17 protein-coding genes and 1 pseudogene are annotated in these 19,805 nt (G+C 58.9%); 8 read left to right on the top strand and 10 right to left on the bottom strand.

What is annotated here, in order from left to right; all coding sequences use genetic code 11:
- Positions 1-303: 303 nt before the first annotated feature.
- On the bottom strand, positions 304-1,524 hold the full coding sequence (locus ACVZUB_RS32695) for a HEPN-associated N-terminal domain-containing protein (RefSeq protein WP_482628664.1): 1,221 nt from the start codon (positions 1,522-1,524) through the stop codon (positions 304-306).
- Between the two features lie 389 nt (positions 1,525-1,913).
- Between ACVZUB_RS32695 and ACVZUB_RS32690 the strand changes: the two genes are divergently transcribed.
- Complete coding sequence (locus ACVZUB_RS32690; RefSeq protein ID WP_482628663.1) at positions 1,914-3,023, top strand: restriction endonuclease; 1,110 nt, start codon at positions 1,914-1,916, stop codon at positions 3,021-3,023.
- A 496-nt stretch (positions 3,024-3,519) separates the two neighbouring features.
- Here ACVZUB_RS32690 and ACVZUB_RS32685 read toward each other — a convergent pair.
- The 5 genes and pseudogenes from ACVZUB_RS32685 to ACVZUB_RS32665 form a co-directional block, all read right to left on the bottom strand.
- Positions 3,520-3,995: pseudogene (locus tag ACVZUB_RS32685) on the bottom strand (Abi-alpha family protein).
- Positions 3,955-4,269 carry a hypothetical protein gene (locus tag ACVZUB_RS32680; RefSeq protein WP_482628662.1) on the bottom strand — a complete coding sequence of 105 codons (315 nt, stop codon included), beginning with the start codon at positions 4,267-4,269 and terminating at the stop codon, positions 3,955-3,957. Before ACVZUB_RS32680 ends, ACVZUB_RS32685 begins: the two are co-directional and overlap by 41 nt.
- A gap of 115 nt (positions 4,270-4,384) precedes the next feature.
- A complete protein-coding gene (locus ACVZUB_RS32675) occupies positions 4,385-5,455 on the bottom strand; it encodes a hypothetical protein (protein ID WP_482628661.1) in 1,071 nt (356 codons plus the stop codon).
- Positions 5,456-5,463: 8 nt separating this feature from the next.
- Positions 5,464-6,075: a nucleotide pyrophosphohydrolase gene (locus ACVZUB_RS32670; RefSeq protein WP_482628660.1), complete on the bottom strand. Its 612-nt coding sequence runs from the start codon at positions 6,073-6,075 to the stop codon at positions 5,464-5,466.
- A 692-nt stretch (positions 6,076-6,767) separates the two neighbouring features.
- Positions 6,768-7,220 carry a hypothetical protein gene (locus ACVZUB_RS32665; RefSeq protein WP_482628969.1) on the bottom strand — a complete coding sequence of 151 codons (453 nt, stop codon included), beginning with the start codon at positions 7,218-7,220 and terminating at the stop codon, positions 6,768-6,770.
- Here ACVZUB_RS32665 and ACVZUB_RS32660 point away from each other — a divergent pair.
- The 3 genes from ACVZUB_RS32660 to ACVZUB_RS32650 all read left to right on the top strand — a co-directional run bounded on the left by ACVZUB_RS32660 (position 7,198) and on the right by ACVZUB_RS32650 (position 9,988).
- Positions 7,198-7,350: a DUF3761 domain-containing protein gene (locus tag ACVZUB_RS32660; protein WP_257216779.1), complete on the top strand. Its 153-nt coding sequence runs from the start codon at positions 7,198-7,200 to the stop codon at positions 7,348-7,350. The two genes, ACVZUB_RS32665 and ACVZUB_RS32660, sit on opposite strands and share 23 nt — an antisense overlap.
- Before the next feature lie 139 nt (positions 7,351-7,489).
- On the top strand, positions 7,490-8,650 hold the full coding sequence (locus ACVZUB_RS32655) for a TerD family protein (protein WP_482628659.1): 1,161 nt from the start codon (positions 7,490-7,492) through the stop codon (positions 8,648-8,650).
- Positions 8,651-8,818: 168 nt separating this feature from the next.
- Positions 8,819-9,988, top strand: a complete 1,170-nt coding sequence (locus ACVZUB_RS32650; protein WP_482628658.1) for a TerD family protein — start codon at positions 8,819-8,821, stop codon at positions 9,986-9,988.
- A gap of 178 nt (positions 9,989-10,166) precedes the next feature.
- Here the strand turns inward: ACVZUB_RS32650 and ACVZUB_RS32645 are convergent, their stop codons facing one another.
- The gene (locus ACVZUB_RS32645) at positions 10,167-11,384 is read right to left on the bottom strand and encodes a ScoMcrA-related endonuclease (RefSeq protein WP_482628657.1); all 1,218 of its coding nucleotides are present in this window, start codon (positions 11,382-11,384) and stop codon (positions 10,167-10,169) included.
- A gap of 289 nt (positions 11,385-11,673) precedes the next feature.
- Here ACVZUB_RS32645 and ACVZUB_RS32640 point away from each other — a divergent pair, with 289 nt between their 5' ends.
- Both ACVZUB_RS32640 and ACVZUB_RS32635 read left to right on the top strand, forming a co-directional pair.
- A complete protein-coding gene (locus ACVZUB_RS32640; RefSeq protein WP_482628656.1) occupies positions 11,674-12,381 on the top strand; it encodes a restriction endonuclease in 708 nt (235 codons plus the stop codon).
- 356 nt (positions 12,382-12,737) lie between these two features.
- Entirely contained in the window at positions 12,738-13,526 is a 789-nt protein-coding gene (locus ACVZUB_RS32635; protein WP_482628655.1) for an Rv1352/Rv1906c domain-containing protein, read from the top strand.
- Between the two features lie 350 nt (positions 13,527-13,876).
- Here the strand turns inward: ACVZUB_RS32635 and ACVZUB_RS32630 are convergent, their stop codons facing one another.
- The 3 genes from ACVZUB_RS32630 to ACVZUB_RS32620 form a co-directional block, all read right to left on the bottom strand.
- Positions 13,877-14,899 carry a hypothetical protein gene (locus ACVZUB_RS32630; RefSeq protein ID WP_482628654.1) on the bottom strand — a complete coding sequence of 341 codons (1,023 nt, stop codon included), beginning with the start codon at positions 14,897-14,899 and terminating at the stop codon, positions 13,877-13,879.
- A gap of 249 nt (positions 14,900-15,148) precedes the next feature.
- Positions 15,149-16,477, bottom strand: coding sequence for a 5-methylcytosine restriction system specificity protein McrC (locus ACVZUB_RS32625; RefSeq protein ID WP_482628653.1), 1,329 nt, complete (start codon positions 16,475-16,477; stop codon positions 15,149-15,151).
- Positions 16,474-18,309, bottom strand: coding sequence for an AAA family ATPase (locus ACVZUB_RS32620; RefSeq protein WP_482628652.1), 1,836 nt, complete (start codon positions 18,307-18,309; stop codon positions 16,474-16,476). The genes ACVZUB_RS32625 and ACVZUB_RS32620 overlap by 4 nt, the downstream gene beginning before the upstream one ends.
- A 550-nt stretch (positions 18,310-18,859) precedes the next feature.
- Between ACVZUB_RS32620 and ACVZUB_RS32615 the strand changes: the two genes are divergently transcribed.
- Entirely contained in the window at positions 18,860-19,312 is a 453-nt protein-coding gene (locus tag ACVZUB_RS32615; RefSeq protein ID WP_482628651.1) for a hypothetical protein, read from the top strand.
- Between the two features lie 357 nt (positions 19,313-19,669).
- Entirely contained in the window at positions 19,670-19,801 is a 132-nt protein-coding gene (locus ACVZUB_RS32610; RefSeq protein WP_482628650.1) for a DUF4333 domain-containing protein, read from the top strand.
- Positions 19,802-19,805 lie beyond the last annotated feature (4 nt).

Below are 19,805 nucleotides of genomic sequence, written 5' to 3'. Positions count from 1 at the left end.
CACGCCCGGTGCCGCTTCGCCTAATCTGGGTCCATAGTCATCAGCTTAATTTGGGAAATTGCACGATCAATCGATCCCGGAGCCTAGCCGCAAACGATATGCAAATGACAGCGGTGTCACGGCCTTAGGCTGACGAAGCAGTTCGGGTTGCTCGCGACGGACCGCCCCACGTCTTCAGGCATTGTTCGAGTGCGAAGCTCAAGACGTCCGCCCAAGCGGAGCACAGTCGAAGACTGAGCTGACCATGGCCCGGACAGTCCGATCAATTCCCGCGACGCCTGGAAGGAAGGTTTCACCCGCGGATCACCCCGTGGCAGCGATTGGCGCAGTCGGAACCGGAAGGGCCTTCGGGCTGACGCTTCCTGGCACTAAGCCAAGTGTGGGACCAGGGCCCGTATTCCATCCATGAGCCTGCTCGACGCAACTTGAGTTTTCGATGAACAGAGCAGTGTTGACCACCGACGTGTCTTTCGCTGAACACCAACGGATTCCCATGACCTGCCCGGCCGGATGAGAATACTCATAGCGTAGGTACTCGGTGATGATTTGCGTGGGGATGTATTGACGATGCTCGTCGCCATCTTTGATAGGGCGACTGACATCATCAATGAATGCACGCAGGAACATAAACGATGCACGTAAATGCCGTCGACTGCCATCGAACAGTGACGGAGGTGGACCCACGTCTGTAAGGTCGATGATCGGAAGGTCCTGAGACGTCTCGAAAGTGCCGAGCGTGATGAGACCGGTTGAGGCGTAGCCAACTTCGGCTTCCGCGCCGGCGGCGGTGCTTGCGCCGTAGAACGCAGGTATGCCTTCTGGGGTCATTCGATTCGCTCGTGCGTACTCGATGGGGCTCGTGCCCAGCTCTGTTGCAAGGGTGGGACGGATGGTTGCGTCATGGACACGGGCGCGGTGCAGTTTGGTGCCGGCGGGAAGAACGGTAGCGAGCCCGCCATGGGTTATCGCTGTTCGAATATGCTCGGGCATCGTCTCTGGTCCATGTTCCCCAGCCCCCAATGATTCAGTCACTGCAGGGGTTTCGAGGAGGAACGTGAAACGACGGCGAGTAATGACATGCTCACGAAAATGCTCCCATCCCCACAACAATGCCTGCTCCGGGGATGGTGCGTAGGGGTTACGCTGACACCTTTGTTGACTTCGGAAGGCTCCGGACAGTGTTCGGATGAGAACCGAATCGTCTGAGACTTCGTGAGACCACAGAATGTCTTCAATTTCGCAGGTACCCGCCCCGACGTAGCCGCCTTCCTCGCTATCCCAGCCCATGATTCCGATGGGGTCTTCATATTCAGCGTGTATTCCGTCGCTGATCAGTGCAAGAACCACATCGATTGACGCAGCAGGCAGGCCCCTGTCGCAGAAGTCGCACTCGTTCGCACCCGACTGAGCACGTACCTCTACCTGGAGCACTTCGTCTGTCAGACATTCCGCGCAGACACTTCGGTCCACGCTTTCCCAACCGCGCTCTTCGAACTCGGCCAACAATCTCTTCGTGACACCCATACCCAAACCCTATGGGGTAGATACACATGGGGACAGTTCTTCACCAATATCGCCGAGACTATCGGCGAGAGCGGACAGCTTGTACGTTCGTGTGCTTCTCTGCCTGTTCTGTGACCAACCAACACGCAAGCCGCGAACCCAGAGCAGAGCTTTCATCGACTGTGAGACCGACCTCCGCGAGCCTTGCGACCGTCACTGTACTGACATCGAGGCCGGCATCACGATAGTTCTCAGCAGTGCCCAAAACCAGCTCACACGGGCGGGCGTGAACACCGCGAGCGTGAGCGCCAAACCTTGTCAACGACATCTCTGGCCCATTTCCCGTGATCATTCCTGAGAGTGTCAGTCGCTGAGGAGTATTCGTTTCCGAAGTAGGTCGAATCCGGCGCGTGTCCGTACATTTACCGTTCGAAAATCCGGCCGTGTTTGGCCTCGGACGCGCCTTCCTCGAACGCCGAGCTGATCAGGGCAGTCATTTCACCGGACGTATCCCGAGCCGCGGGTCGAGAGCTTCTGTCGCCACATTCGAACTCGGTACCCATCTGTGGGGCGAGGTCGCATCCGAAGCTTTCCGCGAGTGCAAACTTGCCGGGGTCGAAATCGCCCACGAACAGCAGCAGAGGCGCGCGATCCCTGAGCAGGGTGAACGATTTGGGTTTGCGAAGCCGTGTCGCGCCAACGGGGGAAATGCTGTCGCGAGGTCATGTTGGTCGCCGCTAAGGTTTCCCGCGACGATTTCCCGGCTCGACTGTGAGCATGCCAGTAGCCAGACCCATTATCACCAGCGATTCAGCGGGGATCATCGTGTTGGGTTGTTCATCGACCGGTGGTCCGACGTAAGCAGCTTTGATGAATTCCGTGACCCTGGCCTGACACAGAGTCATGTCAGTCCCTGGGCGTGTGTGGCGGCGGGGGATAACCTGAGACGCATGCCGCCCGCATGGAAAGACTACCAAGAAGCCACCGCAACGTACTACCGAGAGCTAGGACTGTCCGCCGAAACAGATGCCAGCATTGACGGTGTGCGGGGTAATCATTCGGTTGACGTTACAGTACGTGGCTACCGGGCGGGGGTTGAATTCCTCTGGATCGTCGAGTGCAAATTTTGGGATCGTCCTGTACCGAAAGCGACGGTCGCCACGCTGTCGGCAATTGTGTTGGACGTCGGCGCAGATCGAGGAATCATCTTCAGCAGGAAGGGTTTTCAGTCGGGAGCTCCTGCTATGGCACGAAGAAGCAACATGACTCTGACCAGCCTCGAGAAACTAAAGGAAGGTACTAAAGGCGAGTACTACGATCGCCAATGCGACCGAATATGCCAAAGATGCGACAGCATTTTGACCGCGCTTCATTCGAATCAACTCGAGAAGCTACGAAATCCGGACGACAACCCACTCGACTGGCCTGACATCGTGATTGGCGCACGCGCCGGCGCGCTGAAGACAGCTACGACAGAAGCACTGGCCGGTCAGTATTACACACGCAAAAGATGGCCTTGAGGGCTACGCGTTTCCCGACAACATGACCAATTTCCTCGCTATTTGTGACGTCGTGCTGAGCGACCTAGAAAATCAACTTGCTGCCGCTGTCGCCAAATTGCTTAAACGAGAAGGAGCGGTCGAGTGAGGAGGCCGCCGGCGATTCCTCAACCAGAAGTAGCTTTTGCGACAACATAAACTCGGTGCTGTGCATCAGAGCTACTATCTGGCCGCCACGAACGCCCATGATTCATCAGATGAAAACCGCAATGTTCGAAGACAAAATCTAAGTTATCGGCAACAAATATTGGGCGCTATTCCTGCCTCGGCGTGAGGGGCCTCAGTCAGCGCGTTGCGAATACGTTTCCGATGCAGTTCGCTCGGGCTCACCCTCTGAATTGTCCTCAACCACAATAGCGGCGCTGGAAGCGCGCGGAAGGACCGTCTTGGCAAATGCTGTTCCGAAGCGAGTAAACCAAATCGACCCCTTCACGAATCCGTCTTGAACCCTTTCTCCTCACTTTTCCCTAACAATCCGCTGGTATTCGGGATGATCCGTGACCCAGTCGAACGCGGTTGGATAGCTCGGGTAGCGTACGAAGGTGACTTCGATCAGGCCCATACGCTGCCAGTTGTCGTAGTAAATGCCCAGCCGCTCATACAAGGCCTCTGCCTGCGAGGCCCTCTCGTCACTCACCATCAATGCTGAAGTCAGACAGTGGATTTCCACACGAAATCCTGTGTCCGTTCCGACATCGGATAGCTTGACCCGAATAGCAGGAACATGGTTGAAACCGCGAAGTGCATCCGATAGAAGCACTTGTAGTGCTTGAGATTCCGAAGCCGTCATCTGATCGATCACATGCGCAGAGCCGGGTGCGCCGACTCTCGATGACGTTCGTCAGATGCCGAAGCCAGGAGGTTCAGGTGCAACTCTCGAAGGTCGGGCTCATCAATCGTGTGGCTGATCCCCCTCGAGAATTGGAGCCGCAATCGAAGTAGCGGGCGTTGTAATCTGTTCTGGTGGAATCTCCTCAAGACGGGCCGCCATGTCCTCTTGGAATTGCCCCTCGAAATACTGCCCGGTTCGAAAAAGCCAACCAAGAGGCTGCATGAGCCTCAGCTTGACCGCCTCCAGAGTTTCGATCCGGCGTGCGCGTGCTGCGGCCGCGCGATCGAGGTGCCCCTTGTCTTTCGCGACGTCGAGCAGGATGCCATCAATGTGAGGGTCATCGGAGACGATGTTCTTCGCAACCGCACCTGCCACACCGCTGTACCGACAGGATCAGCAAATGGTGCTTATCTTTGATATCGAGCTTACATAGGCGCCAGAAGCGATCGTCGCCGGTGCGATTCAACCCAAGCACATCCGGTGTCGACGGCTACAGAGCGCCGACCGGGCCGGTGGGTTGCCACACCGCTTTCATCGCCGACACCCGGGATTCAGGCGGGGTGAGCATCGCGAACCCGCCCTGGCCGTCGCGAAATGCGCACCCGATCCCGTAATTGCTGAGCCAGTGGATGTCGCGTGCACTCGGTGCCCCTTCGAACAGCGCTGTCAGTGCGTCGACTTCAATGGTGGCGTGGATGACGTAGTCGAGGAGCTGCGCCAACGCTTCCCGTACTTTGCTGTGCGAGGCGGAGCTTTTGGCTTCCACGATCTCCGCGGCACCACGGCCAGGGGCGTCGGGGAGGAGATAGATATCGGAGAATCCCACCACCGATTTCAGGCGCTGCTGACTACGCCGATCACCATTCGCACGGAGGAAGCCCTTGTAGTCAACGACGAGTCGCGCCTCCGCGCGATCGGCCACGAATGTGCGGGCTGGAGATGTTCCGGTGGCGGAGTCCGTGTGGTGGGCCTCCGCCCCGACAATCGCGCCCTGGTCCCACAACGGGGCATCGGGGATCCCGGCGGCTGCGAGTTCAGCGGTAGCGGCGTATTCGGTGGCCGTCTCGATCAGCAGACCGTCGAGGATCCGCGCTGCCCGATCATTGTCGTAGAGCCGGGCGCCCATGTAGTTGTCCCCGCCCTTGGAGTTCGGGGCGTCGGTCAACCTACGGAGATCGGTGTAAGGGATTTCGGTTTCTTGAAAGCTGATCAGCGAGTACACATTCAGGTAAGGACCGTGTGTCTCCTGTGGCGGCCACATCGCGTTGCCTGCGTCCGGATTGCGGAAGCTCAGTCCGACCTCTCCGATCGCCTTGACATGATTTTGTCCGGTGAACAGAACAACATCGCCGTGCTTCAATCGCGACATGATCTTGTCCTGATTGCGCGGGGTCGCCCAAAACCGTGCCGACCCTTCCGGGTGCGCAGTGAGCAGGTGCTCGTACTCCGTGACGGTCAGCGCACTACGGAGCGCGCCGTTGTCGAATGGAAACGGTTGCGCGAGTGTCTTGCTGTAGTTCTTGCGTGCCTGCGGGTTACCGAAGGACGGTTGGATTAGCACGCTTGTGCTCATTCGCCCGCCCCGGGCAGTTCGGTGTACTTGCGGCTCGATCCGCGGCTCGACGCGACTGGATAGCGTTGTTCGTTGGCGTCGATCTTGGCGACCGCGGCGGCGGCGACATCGATACCGAGAAGACCCGCGGCGGTGTTGAGGGCGGTCCAGACACGCTCCAACCGGTTACCCAATTCAGCTCTGTCGATCCGTGACGGGAGGGCATGCGATGCGCCGTCTTCCCATTGGAAGACTTCGAGCAACAGACCCACTGCCCCACTGAGCCGGCAGACCGCGCGTGCGAGACCGAGGGAAGCGGCGGCCGAACTATCGACCGGCGCACCGTGTCCCACTGTCTGCGGGAAGCTGCCGGGTGGGTTGATCTGCACCACGTCGTAGAGGCGGAGCAGGTAGAGGGCGACGTCGGCGATCTCATGGCGCACGCTCTCGAGACCCCCGGGGGTGAGAGGTGGAGGCGTCTCGAGGAAAAGCGGTTCGATCTCGACACATAGTTCTCCGACTTCACCGCCTAACGCCATGGACAGGTTTTTCGGCGAATGGAACTGTTCCCAGTCACGTGCCTGCGCGAAGGCCCGTTGCCTGATGATTACTTCCTCGACGGTTGTCACGAGTGCTTACCCTAGCGACATTCACCGACACGCAAGGCATGAGATTGCGAGGCTCGGTTGACGGCGTGATTGTGCCGCACAGTTACAGGTCACTCCCTCCCCGTGTATCTCGTCGGGCGCAGTCAGCGCCGGCCTGATGCAAGTTCAGCTGCAGTCTCCCTTTCTGTGAATACCCGGTAGTGGTCGTGAGAGGTGGACGGCGACAACGCCGGTGTAGCAGCGGAACTCGCAGCCGATGTCTTCGAAGGCACTCGTCTTACGGCTGCAGACATGATGGTGCCGAACCGTTCCAACCCTCACCGACCGTTGAGCACAATGAGCAGTAAGCTGCTGTCGCGCAACGCAATTAGAGACAAATTGTCGTGATCGCCGGAAATCAGCATGACATGCCGACGGCGTCACCGAGTTCAATTGGGCCGTGCACGCTTCGGGTTCCGACGCAGAGGCGATCAACCGCAGCTTCGGTGGCCGAACCCTCGCAGTGCGCAACCCCACCCCCCGTCGCTGCAAGCCCGAACCGCCCAGCATTATCCAAAAAAAGGGACGTCGGTCACATTCCACTCAAATCGCCATGGTTGAATCTTCAAAAATATTGCTTTGGAATTGCTGACTCTGGGAGAAATCGTGGCCACGTTATTGGTGTTCGTGGGTTTGATCGCGCTTGTCGTCGGCGTGATCGCGCTGCTACGCGGTCACATCGGTTGGGCTCGAATCCCGAACCGTCGAACTGCCGTCATTGTCAGTCTCGTCGCGTTCGGTGTGATGCTGACCGGCGGCGCACTGGCGCCCGCCTCACCAGCCCCGACTTCCGACCGAATTCTCACCACGTCGACGTCCGCTCCCGCACCGACCAGCTCTTCGACTACAGCAGCCCGAACAACGACGACCACGCCGACCGCAACACCGGCCAGCCTGACAACGACAACGCCTCCCCCGCCGCCGCTTACGACGACACTCGTGCCGACCCCAACTCTCGCCCCGATGACACCGACCGAGGTAGCGATTGCTCCTTTCGTGCCGCCCGCCGCAGTACCGGAGTACACGCCACCCCAGCCGCCGTCGAGAGGCACGACCGGGGGCGGAAATTCCGGAGGCGGTGGGGGCGAATGCGCCGGCGGATACATCAACACCGCGGGCAACTGCATTCCCTCCCCGCGGCAAGCACCCTCAGCGCCCTCAGGTGCCACCGCGAAATGTAGTGACGGAACCTACAGTTTCAGCCAAAGCCGGCGAGGTACCTGCTCGGGTCACGGGGGCGTTGCCAGCTGGCTCTAGCCAGCATGTAGCCCGGCCGCCTGTGCATCGCCGTGGCGGTACACCTCGGCAGACCATCGAATTCCACCCGCGGATGCGCGGGAGACCAACCCACTAGCACCTGAAAGGTAGCGCCGAAACGGATTCGGCCACCACAACAATGGCGACACTCGCGCGCGGAGAAAACACGACACTCCCCCACCAGAGGATCACCGTCACTGCGTCAGGGGTCGCCGCCGGCACAGTGGATCTGTTGGTGTTTCAGCTCGGAATGAACGAGAAGGTGCGCTCCGACGAGGACCTGATCTTCTTCAACTCCCCTGTCTCTTCTGAGGGCGCAGTTGCGCTCAGCGGTGACCGAGTCGACATCAACCTCCATCAGGTGCCCGCGGTGGTGCAGTTTCTTCGTGTTGCGGTCTCACTGGATGATTCTGTGACGGGGAGCCTCGCTACGATCACGAGACTCGGTGTCACCCTCACCGATCCCTCGGGAACGCACATAGTCGCCACTGCATCGGGTTTGAGTACTGAACGCGCCGCGGTGCTACTGGAAATTTATCGCCGCAACGGCGCCTGGAAAGTCCGGAACATCTCCGCCGGCTGGGATACGGGATTGGCCGCGCTCGTCACCGAGCATGGCGTCACCGTCGACGAGGCCCCCGCCGAGACAGTCCCGGTACCGGTGAACACGAAGAAGAACACGAGCGGATCCGCTCAGGGTCGGCCGTTGGGTACGGTGCCTCGGATCCACAGCGCAGTACCGGCTCAGTCAGCCGTGCTCACCGTGTACCCGGTGAAGAAGGAGTTCGTCGTCAACCGTGGCGACACGGAATCGCGCTACAACGTTCCCGAGGGTTTCGAGATACTTCATCTCGATCTCGAGCAGATGTTCGACGTCGCGTTGACCAACACCGGAATCGAAGCTGAAAATACTTGGTGGGAACTCGGATTCGATCCTGCCGACGAAATCAACGAATACACCGCTCGCCGTATGACTTTCACCGTCCGGCCCGGCCACGCCCGCCCGTCCCACGGTATCCGGATGGTGTTCGAAGAGGACGGAATGACCACCGAACACGGCCATCGTCCTGATCTGGACTGGTCAGAGTGGAGAGGCGGCGTCGGCACCGGCCCATGTGAGCTCAAGGCGCTGATCTTCCATATCGGGCTGGCCGTCAAGAATGCTGTCAAGGACGGCTACCAGTTCGACGGGCCGTGGATGTTCCGCATCATCGATGACCCCGAAGACGGGAAGTGCCTCGAAAGTTTCTGCAAAGCAACATGGACCAAACCGAAGCGGTGGCACGTAGCACCGAGCTGACCGTTCCCGGGAGATCATCCAGATCCCCGCTAGCAGCCTCGGCGAGCCCCTTCGGCAGCCTCGGCGAGCCCCTTCGGCAGCCACCGGCGCGAAACATCGAGTCACCCATGCGCACCCAAAGCATCATCAATTCAGACCAAACAAGCGACGACCGCTCCAGGAGAGAATATGACTTCACTTACTCGCGGCCAGAACACACTACTGAACTCGCCGCAGCTCACGGTCAACGTCACCGGCGTCACCCCCGGCACGGTCGACCTCATGGTCTTCCAGGTGACAGCGACAGGAAAAGTACGAAACGACCACGATTTCGTCTTCTTCAATCAACCGACATCCCCCGAAAGGGCAGTCCGACTGACCGGCTCAAGCACGGTCACCATCGATGTCACCAGAGTGCCCTCCAACATCAACACACTGCGCTTTGCAGTGAGCATGGATGACTCGGCCCCAGGCACCCTTGCCGGCATTCGCGGCCTCGGCGCCACACTGGGCGACGTCTCGGCACCAGCGCTGGGCCTGAGTACAGAACGTGCCGCAATCCTGGCCGAGATCTATCGGCGCGGCGATCAGTGGAAGATCCGCAACGTCTCGGCCGGATGGGACAGCGGCCTCAAAGGCCTTGTTACCGAACACGGTGTCGCGGTGGACGATGCGCCGCATCATCCTCCCACTCCTCCCACCAAGCCTGCGTCGACCGCGATTGTTTCTCCGCCGCCTGCCGCACCACCCGTTTCGCAACAGCGCGTCCAGCTCAGCAAAATCACCCTGACAAAAACCAGTCCTACAGTGTCCCTCGCCAAAGGCGATCAGAGCGCAACCATGCAGATCAATCTCAACTGGACCCGCGGACGTCGCGGTCTCTTCGGTGGCGGCGGTGCAGTCGACCTCGATCTCGCCTGCCTCTACCAACTCAAGGACGGGTCCAAGGGTGTCATCCAGGCCCTCGGCAAGTCATTCGGCAACCTCAACTACCCGCCGTACATCGCGCTCGACGGCGATGACCGGTCAGGTAACACCGCCGGCGGCGAGAACCTCCACATCAACCTCGCTCACCTGAGCGAGTTCAAGCGCATCCTGATCTTCGCCTACATCTACGACGGGACCCCGAACTGGTCGTCAGCCGACGGAGTTGTCACCCTGTACCCGCCACACGGTCCCGAAGTGGAAGTTCGATTGGACTCTCACAACAACCGCGCGCGTTCCTGCGCCATCGCTCTGCTCAAGAACGAGAAGAACGAACTGACGGTCACCCGAGAAGTGCGCTACATCAACGGAACCCAATCCGAGGTCTCGAAGGCCTACCGCTGGGGATTGAAGTGGAGCGCCGGTAGAAAATAGCTCCAAGACTTGTATTCCGCCCCATCGCGGTCGACGCTCCTATCCGCCGTGCGATGCCAACTCCTCAGCGTGTGCGAAACTCGACGGTGGAGCACCGGCATAGTGCGCCGTCCATATGAGTGAGATGCGGTTCGATCAGACCTATTGCATAGACCTCTTCACGGGGATCCCCCACCGGTTATGCAGAAGCTCGCCATTCCTGCCAGTGTCGCTGCAACCACACCGTCTGCTTCTTGGTCATCGGAACGGTCAAAGACGCCCCGTGCAGTGAATCGTAGAGCGGGTACTTACGGATTTCTTCAGCCACGTCGACCGTTCCGAGCTCATTCACTGCGATGAGCCCATGGTCGAACAGTCGATGCAGGTCGCGGCGCAGCAGTAACCCTCCCTCGTCGTCGTGGACGCCGATTTCGGCGTAGCTGTAGAGGTGGCACGCTTCGAGCGCCACTTCCGGCGAGGGCCCGGTGAAAGCGCAGTTCGCGCCGTAGCGGCGGAGTAGTTCAGCGCGGAAAGCGGGTTGTCCGAGACGAACACGCACCGGGCAAGTGGTGTGACCGCCGGCAAGTTGTGTGCTCGTCACCTCGACGATCGTCAGAGGCTCCCCCGGCGTCGCACCCTTGATCGCTGCTGCGAAGTCGTCCCACCGAAGTTCTCGAATGCTGTTCTGCGAGTAGGATTTCACGCACAACGCTCGAAGTTGCTTCGCATCGAGTGCGCCGGCGAGTTCGACCCAACCTTGGTCGTGTGTCGTGCGGAAAGTTTTGACAGTCGAGTCGGTGAAAGTCGGGTTCGGAAATTCATGTCCGCAGTCGTAGCAACGAAACCGCGGCTGAATGGTTTTCCGTTCCAGATAGTTGGTGGTGGCGCATTCCGGGCAGCGGCCGATGGGTTTGTTCTTCTCGCCGTGGTCGATTCGTTCGATGACGGATGCGCCGATGAGGTCTACTTGATCCCAGACGACGATGACGTCACCGGGCGATACTTGGCGTGAGTTGGCGACGTTACTGTCCCAGCTGTAGTGGCTGGCAGCGTCATCGTCGTACTTTTCCCCTCCGCCGAGTCGCCGGTATTCGGTTTTCGTCATGACCAGCCACGCCCGACGCGGAGCGGCATTCGATTTCTGGGTGGAGGCGAATGCGAATCCGAGTGCCTCGAGAGCCCGCACGACCGTCGCTTGGCCGCCGGAGAACTGCGCTGCGTCCAAAACCTTCCCGGTTGCGTAGCCGTGAGCGACGCCGACAATCGCTTTCGAATCGTATTCCCGCTGTTCGTATTGGATCTTGTAGAGACGAGCAGGAGCGAAACCGTGCTTGGCGAGGAACTGTTCGTGACCCAGCTCGTCGCACTCGCCGATAGCCTTGAGAACCGATTCACGTGTCACGTCAGCGAGGGTCACGGCGACACCATATCGCCATCCACCGACATCACATCCGGTGGATGGCACGTACTTCGAACTCTCCCGAGCTTCTCTCCCGGCAGAAGATACCCGCGCATCTAGACAAGCTAGTCGCGCGGAGATAGGGCTGGCTGACAAAAACCAGTGACAGCTGGAAACCTCCGTTTTCAGACGTTCCTCCGAACGCAATTCCGCGGGGAGTACTGGCCACGCGATTACGGCCCAGTCCGGATTTCCAGTGTCTGCAATAGTTCATCCACGTAACCTCAACTTTCTTGGAGAAGTAGCCGTGCAGTACATAACGACACCGCAAGAGGCTGAAGCGAACGCGGCCCTACGGATGCGTAAGCTCGGATTCACCGACGCCCGAGTAACCGCGGGCGGCGCCGACGGCGGAATCGACGTCCGCTCATCGGCTGCCCTGGCTCAGGTGAAATGGCGAGGAGGCATGGTCGGTCGCCCCGAACTCCAAGCGCTGTTCGGAGCCCGTGGCTCCGACTTCTCGAAGCAGTTGCTGTTCTTCGCTGCATCGGGCTATTCGCAGCACGCAGTCGAATACGCCGATCACTCACAGATTGCCCTGTTCGTCTACGAACCGACGGGGACGCTCGTGCCGAAGAATCAGCACGCTACCCGAATCCTGCATGGCGGACACCACAGCGTCGTCGGACAGGCTCCCCGGAACGAGCCGCCCTACATTGCAGCACCAGCGTCGAACCCGAACCAGGGATTTTGGCCCCGGGTGGCGTGGCCGTTCTTGAAAACGCACTGGCGCATCATCGGAGCAGTCGTCTTCACGGTCGGAATTTTCTCGAGTATCTCGAGCGTCATTTCGCCACAGGCGGGACAGACAAGCGCGGACGGCGTAGCCGCGCTGACCATGTGTCTTCTCGGCTCACCGCTTTTCTGGTGGCTGTACGTGACAGATCGCGCACGGAAGATATCCGAGAAACAACTGGGCAGAGGTCGTGACGACACCACAACGGCCGGTCGATAGAGCTCGGAAGCGCAGCATGGCGACATCGAGAGTCTTGCTAGTCCTCGATGCAGGTCCACCCCTTGAGTCGTCAGAAGCGGCGGGGCCGGTCCGATCATGCGTCCGCGACCTTCGGATACATCGAGATCTTGGACTTCGAAGACGGCAGCGGTGGATCCACTATCTGGTGGCGATCGAATGGGGCACCGATCTCACCGTTCGTTATGCCTTGGCGCGACACATCAGGCATGGGATTATCGATGGCGGCGACGGACGGGAAATACCCTATAAGGTGGCCTTTCCGTCGACGAGTGAATACTTCGTGTGCATCGCTGGTGCGAGTCGCAATTAGTCGTTGATATCGAAGGATTGAGGAGATGACTGTGAAGCGTTCCGCGGTGGGTACGGTCGGTGCAGTGTTTGCGGTCGCAGTCGTGGCGTTGGGAATGCCGACCAGCGCATTTGCCGATAACCAGATCCTGGAACCCGGAATGCCATGCCCTGCGCCGGTTGTCGATTGCGGCGGTGGGGAACCCGATCCGTGGGAGCCGCTGCTCACGTTCGAGGGTCACTTCTACTTTGTGCACCCGGACTTTCCTGGTGGGCAATATGTCGCGACTGAACGACCGGACAAAGATGAGCGTTGCACCTGGAGTCGTTATGACGATGCCGGACTTGTGGAGTCGCACAGTTCGTATCGAGACAGTCATGTGGTCAACTTGACTGTGGGGGACGCGGCGATGTCGTCTACGAACTGTGGTGTCTGGATCTTGGTTGATCCACCTCAGCCCACGATCCCATCATCGGTCGGCGCGGGAATGGTCCCCAATCCTGCCGTGGTGTTGCCCGCAGATTCGATTGAGACATACAACTTTTCGATGAACAGAGGGCCGCGAGGCGTATATGCATCCTCCGGGCGACCTGATGTGAACAGCGTCTGTCAATGGGAGACTATGACCTACCCGATGGGTACCAAAGACAATATTGTAGAGCAACATTCGGTCCGGCAAGATCGAATTATCGTGGACACTACCGATGAGAATATCTGGTACTTCCGCTCGTCGAATTGTGGAACCTGGACACTTCTAGAACCCAAACAACAGGAACTACCGACCGACAACTCAAGTGCGTCTGCTGGTTCGTTGGCTTCACTGTTCGGTTCCTAGATGATCGAGACTTCCGCACACTTCGATCAACGAGTAATTGGGGTACATACTGAACGAATTTCGTTATTTGGCAACACTTTACAACGTTTACAGAACTATGCATGACGACGACGATGCGTTCAACGAAGCATCAACCACATCATTGACACACTCCGAACATTGTCGACCCCATCTACCCAGCACAGCACCAGCTCCTTTGCATCTCAATCCAAGGCACAAAGCAGCTGGCCGCTACCGCAATCAAATCTGAAAGTGCCTATGGTTGAAGAGTATTCACTTCAGAATCAGGCCGAGCTTGATCGGTCTGATCCGCCACCTATCCCGCACCAACGTTATTCACGTTTCGAGTGTCAAGCACCAACGATGCTCAACTTGTTCTTGTAGGTCGTCCGCCAGTGCCAGTCGAAGTAGAGACGGCTCCCTTTGCGCGACAACCATTTTTCGCAGCGTCGACCCTTGATCAGCATTCGTACATAGTCTTCTTCCGGGCCGCCCGCCCGCGTGGTGGGACTGATCACGATGTGGCCGTTGGCATTGACTCCGAGGTCTCCGGATTCGTAGAGAGCGTCGCAGCCGAAGACGCACGCGATCATCGCGATGCTGTCTACGTCTAGGCGTTCGGCCTCGGTACAGGCTGAGCGTTTCTTGATGTGGGCGGCTCGGAGGAATTCGCGGGCGAACTCACGACCGCACATATCGCAGGTCCCGGTGTCGCCGGGGATCAATGATGCGCGGAGGTACTTCTGCTCTTGCCGGAATACTGCGGTGTAGGCGCGGTCTGTTGCAGCGATGCCCGCGTGGACCGCCGCCGTATAGCCGGCTTGGTCGATCGCAGGAGTACGTTCTTCGTCCTCGACTCCTAGGTAGTCGAGCAGTCCAGCGCTCTGCTGTTCGGTAAGGACGTCGAAGGCGCGTTGGCTGGTGTTCCTCCAGTCGGGCTTGGTTCGGATGAAGGGGATCAGTTCCTGGTACGGCACGTTGATAGCCCGGATGTCGTCGATGAAGTACAGGTACTTGAATGGTTCCCCATTGTCGAGGGACCACAGTGCGCCTGCGAGATCTCCGTTCTCGACGGTGTAGGTGATCGTAGCCAACGCAGTGAACGATTTGTTCGGCCCGCCGGTATAGAAGAGGACTTTCGCGCCGGGCGACAGCTGATTCCAACGATTAAACTTACGCTGGCTTTCCCCGGGGCTCACCCCCCAGAGCCTCGCTTCGCCGGCGGGGTACAGCTTCTGGAGTATCGCCATCTGCTCAGCCGGGATATGCGAGCTGTAGGCCGAGAGGTTGATCGGATTCACCACCGTCTTGAGGTAGTGCTTGACGGCCTCCTTTGTGTTCGGGGTCGCCGGCTGCAGTGCCACCAAAGTCATCTACGTCCTCCTCCTGCGCGCCACAATTGTGCAGTGTTCACGATTACGGTCCGTGTCAGCCGCAATCTGGCCTCGATTGATCTACTGTTTCACGCGCCTTCACGCGCCGCACTTCCGGATAGCTGCGTTCCGGCCAGCGGATCTCGGACTCTGCGCCATTCCGGCTCCGGCTGCATAGCTGTTGACCGCCTCATGATTTCACGCACCTGAGATGGGAACTATGACCCTAGCGAACGCTGCGGCGCACCCCTACCGACGGGATTGTCGGATATCAGTGCGCACGCCAGCTGCCAGTATTTCTGTAAATCGTGCGACACAGGCAATTTCGTCGATCGGTAAACGTAGGAACTCTGCCGTGCCTCCCGCATCCCACTGCAAACTCCACGGTCCACCAGCCTCGGCGCTCGACATTGCAGATTCGGGAAGTAGTGGATAGGCGAGGATCCCTCGCGGCCGGACCACTCCACCAGAATAGGAAGCCAGATAGCTGGTGAGCTGATACAAGTCTTCACGATTCACCGGGAATGGGTCGGTAAGCCGCTTGTACTTGGCATCGATGATCGCGTCAGGTTGGGAGAGGTCACCGACGATGAAGTCCGGCAACAGCCGCCCCATCGGGCGCGCTCCGCTTGCGGAATGAAGCAGATGACTCGATGTCTCTGCCGTTGTTCCGTGTGTGACGTGGTGCCCTTGCACTGCGCCGCGAATACAGTGCAGCAGGAACAGCTCCCAGAGTTCCGCTACGTCGAGCAGAACACCATCGTGACTATCTGCCGAGCTGTCTCCGTGCGGTCCCCTGTTCTTCGCGATCATCCACGACAGATCTGCAACTGCTTTGTACGGCAGCGTTATCGGGGTGTACCGAACCGAGCGCAGTTCCCGCCTGGACGGCAGAACGGGACGCGGACCTGTCTCGGCACGAAAGTGCGGAATCAATTCCTCAATGCGTGCGCCTCGCCACCCGGCACGCTGGATGCGAGCGTTCAGCACCCTGTCGGCCAACACGATCGCCCGGGTCACGGGATTGTCGACGACCTTGGGTTGGGTGATCGAGGCCAGGTTGGGGCTTCGCTTCATGCGCAGCGGCAATGTTCCCACCACATCGAGTCGACCCCGTACGGTCGGCCCCTCATGGCGGCGGGTGGTGCGGATTGCCGGCATTCCGTGCCTTGACGCATCCACCAGCGCGCGGCGCCACGCTGCGGCTTGCAGTTCAGCGATCAGGAACGAGACCCCGTTCTTACCTGCAGCGCGCGGAACGATTTTCAGGTTCAGTGCCGCACTTGCCCAGGCTGAGATGACGGGGAAACCGAGACGTGGACGGATCTCCAAGATCCGGTCACCGCGACGGATTTCCCCGATATAGCGGCCCGCCCGCCATGTCCCGTCCGTTTGGCGAGTCAGTACAGGTTCGGCCTGATCGTCATGCTTTGCGAAGGAGGACTTCATCGGGACCACCAGCGTGGAAGCATCAAGTTCTGCGACCAAAGCTGCGAGCCACTTGTCGTCGTCATTCCTCAATCTCCCGGTGCCGGGAACCTGGCCACCGAGGTCCTGGAAGACAATTCGGCGGGTCATCGTTTCAGGAACGTTGATTCCAGCGCCGACAATGAACTCTCCCGATCATCGGTTCCTGAAAGATATTGTTCGAGAAGTGGTTTCAACGAACGGTCCCAGAGATCTTTCAGTGGCGCCCTCACATGACCGGCCGGGGACCACAGATATGTGCCCGATTGTGGGCGGGAGCGGCCAGTGCTGAGCCACCGTTCGAGGAAGAACGTGATGTCCGCGAAGTATGTATGCCCGATCTGGTACGCACGTCCGAGTTCGTCCATGTGGAAGATCGCATCGTTGAGTTCTTGTGCCCGGTCGGCGAAGATCTCGATCTGCCCCATCGCGTGTTCGATCGAATACCGCGCCGGCACATCTTCTTCCCATCTGTGCCGGACGATCTCGAGTAGTGTGTCGCGCTCGAAGGGGCACTCCCTCCACAGGAATCGGCGGCGCAAAGCGAAATCGAGGGTTTCGACGGATTGGTCGATCTCGTTCATGGTGCCGATGATGTACAGATTGCTGGGCATCGCCAAAGTGGTGGGCCCCTCACCATTGTTGATGCCAGGCAAGGTGACAGAGAAATCTCTCTTGTCCCGTTCGAGGAGAGAGAACGCCTCACCGAGCATTGCGGACAGGTCCGTCCTGTTGATCTCGTCGAGAACGAGCACGAATGGGAGCGGAGTCAGCCCATCGGGCAGATCCTGGCTCACTATCCTTTCAATGAGATTCGGCAGAAGTCCTGGCTGGTAGCGAGTCTCCTCCTTCTCCAATCGGAGGCCGCGAATGAACTCGGCGTAGCCGTATCCCGGATGGAGTTGAACCCACTCGACGTGATCAATGACAAGGCGATCGAGTAAGTCTTTGTTGTCGAAGAACTTTCGAGGCCCCCAGCTTCGGAGCGCTTCCCTCAGGATCAGTGTCTTCGAGAGCTCACGCGCAGTGAAAGTTTTACTGGTACCGGGAGGGCCGTACAGGATAAGTTGCTTCTTCCATTCGAGGGACTCGATGTCGCTGGTTCCCTCGCCTTCGCCGCCTGTTCGGGATTGCCAAACCCCTTGCAGCGGAGGATGGTAGAAATCGATGCTGCCGTCGATGTTCCCTCCGACGAGGAAATCGTCCTCCAAGGCGGTGCGGATCGCGAGTAGTTTGCGATCTGTCGACCAGTCGTCAGGCACTTCCCCATCGAGAAGCTGGGAGAACGCGTCCGCGATCTCGCGTTTGTGGGTACCAGAAGCGATTCGCTCGAACGAATCGGGATGGAGAAGGTGCAGCAGGATGTGCATCATCTCCCGCTGATTCTGGCTTGGCGCCTCTCTCACGAAATCTTCGAGGGCCCAAGGATCGGAGAGCAGTTCTGTGCGATCCTCCACCGAGAGCTTCTTCAACCGGATCACGAAGTCGATAAGAAATCCGAGCTGGAGATCACGCCGCGTATTGAACCCGATACCGGGGTGTCCAATCACCGAAGACATTGCGAGGTACGGCACAGAGTCCACATCGAGGGTGTATCCGGAATCCGCCAACGTCTTTTCGATGACGTCGACTTTGCCTCGGCGACTCACTGAACTGGTGAAAAGGAAGTGGACCAGAAGCAATTCGGCTGCGAACAGTCTCAGTTCCGGCGAAGCTCCCTTGAGCTGGACCTCGAACTTACTGGCGAACGTCCCTCCCCCGTCTGAACCAACAATCGGATTCTCGGTGAACCGTGTCGCCAAATCCGCCGCGATGCCGGACGTCCATATCGCGGTTTCCTCAGACTGAGTCACTGAACCGTCTGCGATGAGGCACTTCGTCCGCCACAACTCGACCGTCTCATCGATGACCTGCCGCGATACGTCTTCTTTGAATCGACCCATATCCGTCCTATCGTCAGCGAATCATGTCCGCACTGAAAACCGCCAAGGCCAGCCAATGTTCGACTAACGACCGTGTGGCGGATGGAACTACCTTTGCAGACTGCACCGACAGATTAACGGCGAACCGATAATTCACGCGGGTAGGCTATCCGCCGCTACCAGCTCCCTCCGCCTATCTTGATGCCATGGGTCCAGCGACTATCCGCGACTCTGCGCCAGATCATCCAGCGCGCGCCTAAACACAAAATTCTCTGTGATCACGTTCGATAGGAACGTGCGCTCTACTGTTCGGGAGTGGCGAACCGTATATTCCCGAGTCATCCGTGAGCGGACTCCACACCATTGGGTTGCTCGACGCACATTGAAAGGAACTTCGTATCAATGTTGTCTCACAACTAATTCCGAATCGGGCACTGGCGATACATTGCACGGACGACAGATACCTCGGCGAACTTTGTCAGACCAGCACCTTTATACACTCACAGCCTCAGACGAGTATCGCCCAGCACCCGAAATCTTGGATCATACACAGCGTTTAACATAGTCATCTGTGAAACTCATCCGTATTGCCTTCCCGCTTGCCATTGTCGCCGCCGTCGCCCTGACTGGATGCAGCGGCGACAAGGAGACCTCCCAACAGAAGTCGACCACAACATCGACCGCGGCCGCCACGACGACCGCACCTGCAGTCGCAGCCACGTCGACGACATCCCCCGCTGCCGCTCCCGCGCCCTCGCCCGCGATCAACAATGAGCCGTCGGCGGCCGACAGCGCCGCATTCGTCACCGCATTTCGCGCCCAGTTCCCCGAGTTCGCACTGGGCCGCAAAGATAACCCGATCAAGAACCTACTCGAAAACACCTGCCAAGAGATCAGCATCGACAAAGAACCTCACATCATCGTCTCCAACGTCGGCAAGCGAGCGGCATACCAGAGCATCAACCCCACTGCCGAACAGTCGCAGGCAATCTTCGACCTAGCGGCACGTCACTGCTCGAACTGACGCCACCACGTCAATGCTGGACGTTGCGCGATGCAGTGCCCTGATGCCAAATAGTTTGGAGAGGAAATTTTTCGGGTCCTCCCCAAACTATTTGGCTATTCGATTCAGCATTCGAGCAGTGCCGAATCGGCTCTCAGTAGTCTCATTCTGCAGGCTGACCTACGCGAAACTGATGCCGATACTGACACAGAAGCACCTGTCTTCGATTTGCAGCACCTGACCAACAGATGCTGTCGGCGGCGGCGCGGTCCAATTGCTTGCACAGCAGTTCGGCACTCGCCCCGCTGTTCCGCCGCCTTGGCGCGTCAGGCTCGGGGGACGATCTGCGCCAGCGGCAAGTCCGCCGCCAGGTTACTCGTGCACGCGGAATCGAAAAACTATGGTGCCAAAGATATTTCGTCGATCTACTGCCCTGCCAAGACATCGACCGCCGCAGGGACCACAGTGGACTGTTCGGTGACAACCCTCGGCACCCACCACACCGTGTAGATCA

The sequence above is a fragment of the Rhodococcus sp. OS5 genome, from assembly GCF_056837585.1.
Note: the sequence above shows the minus strand (reverse complement) of the source record. Positions and strands in the feature narration are given on the sequence as shown.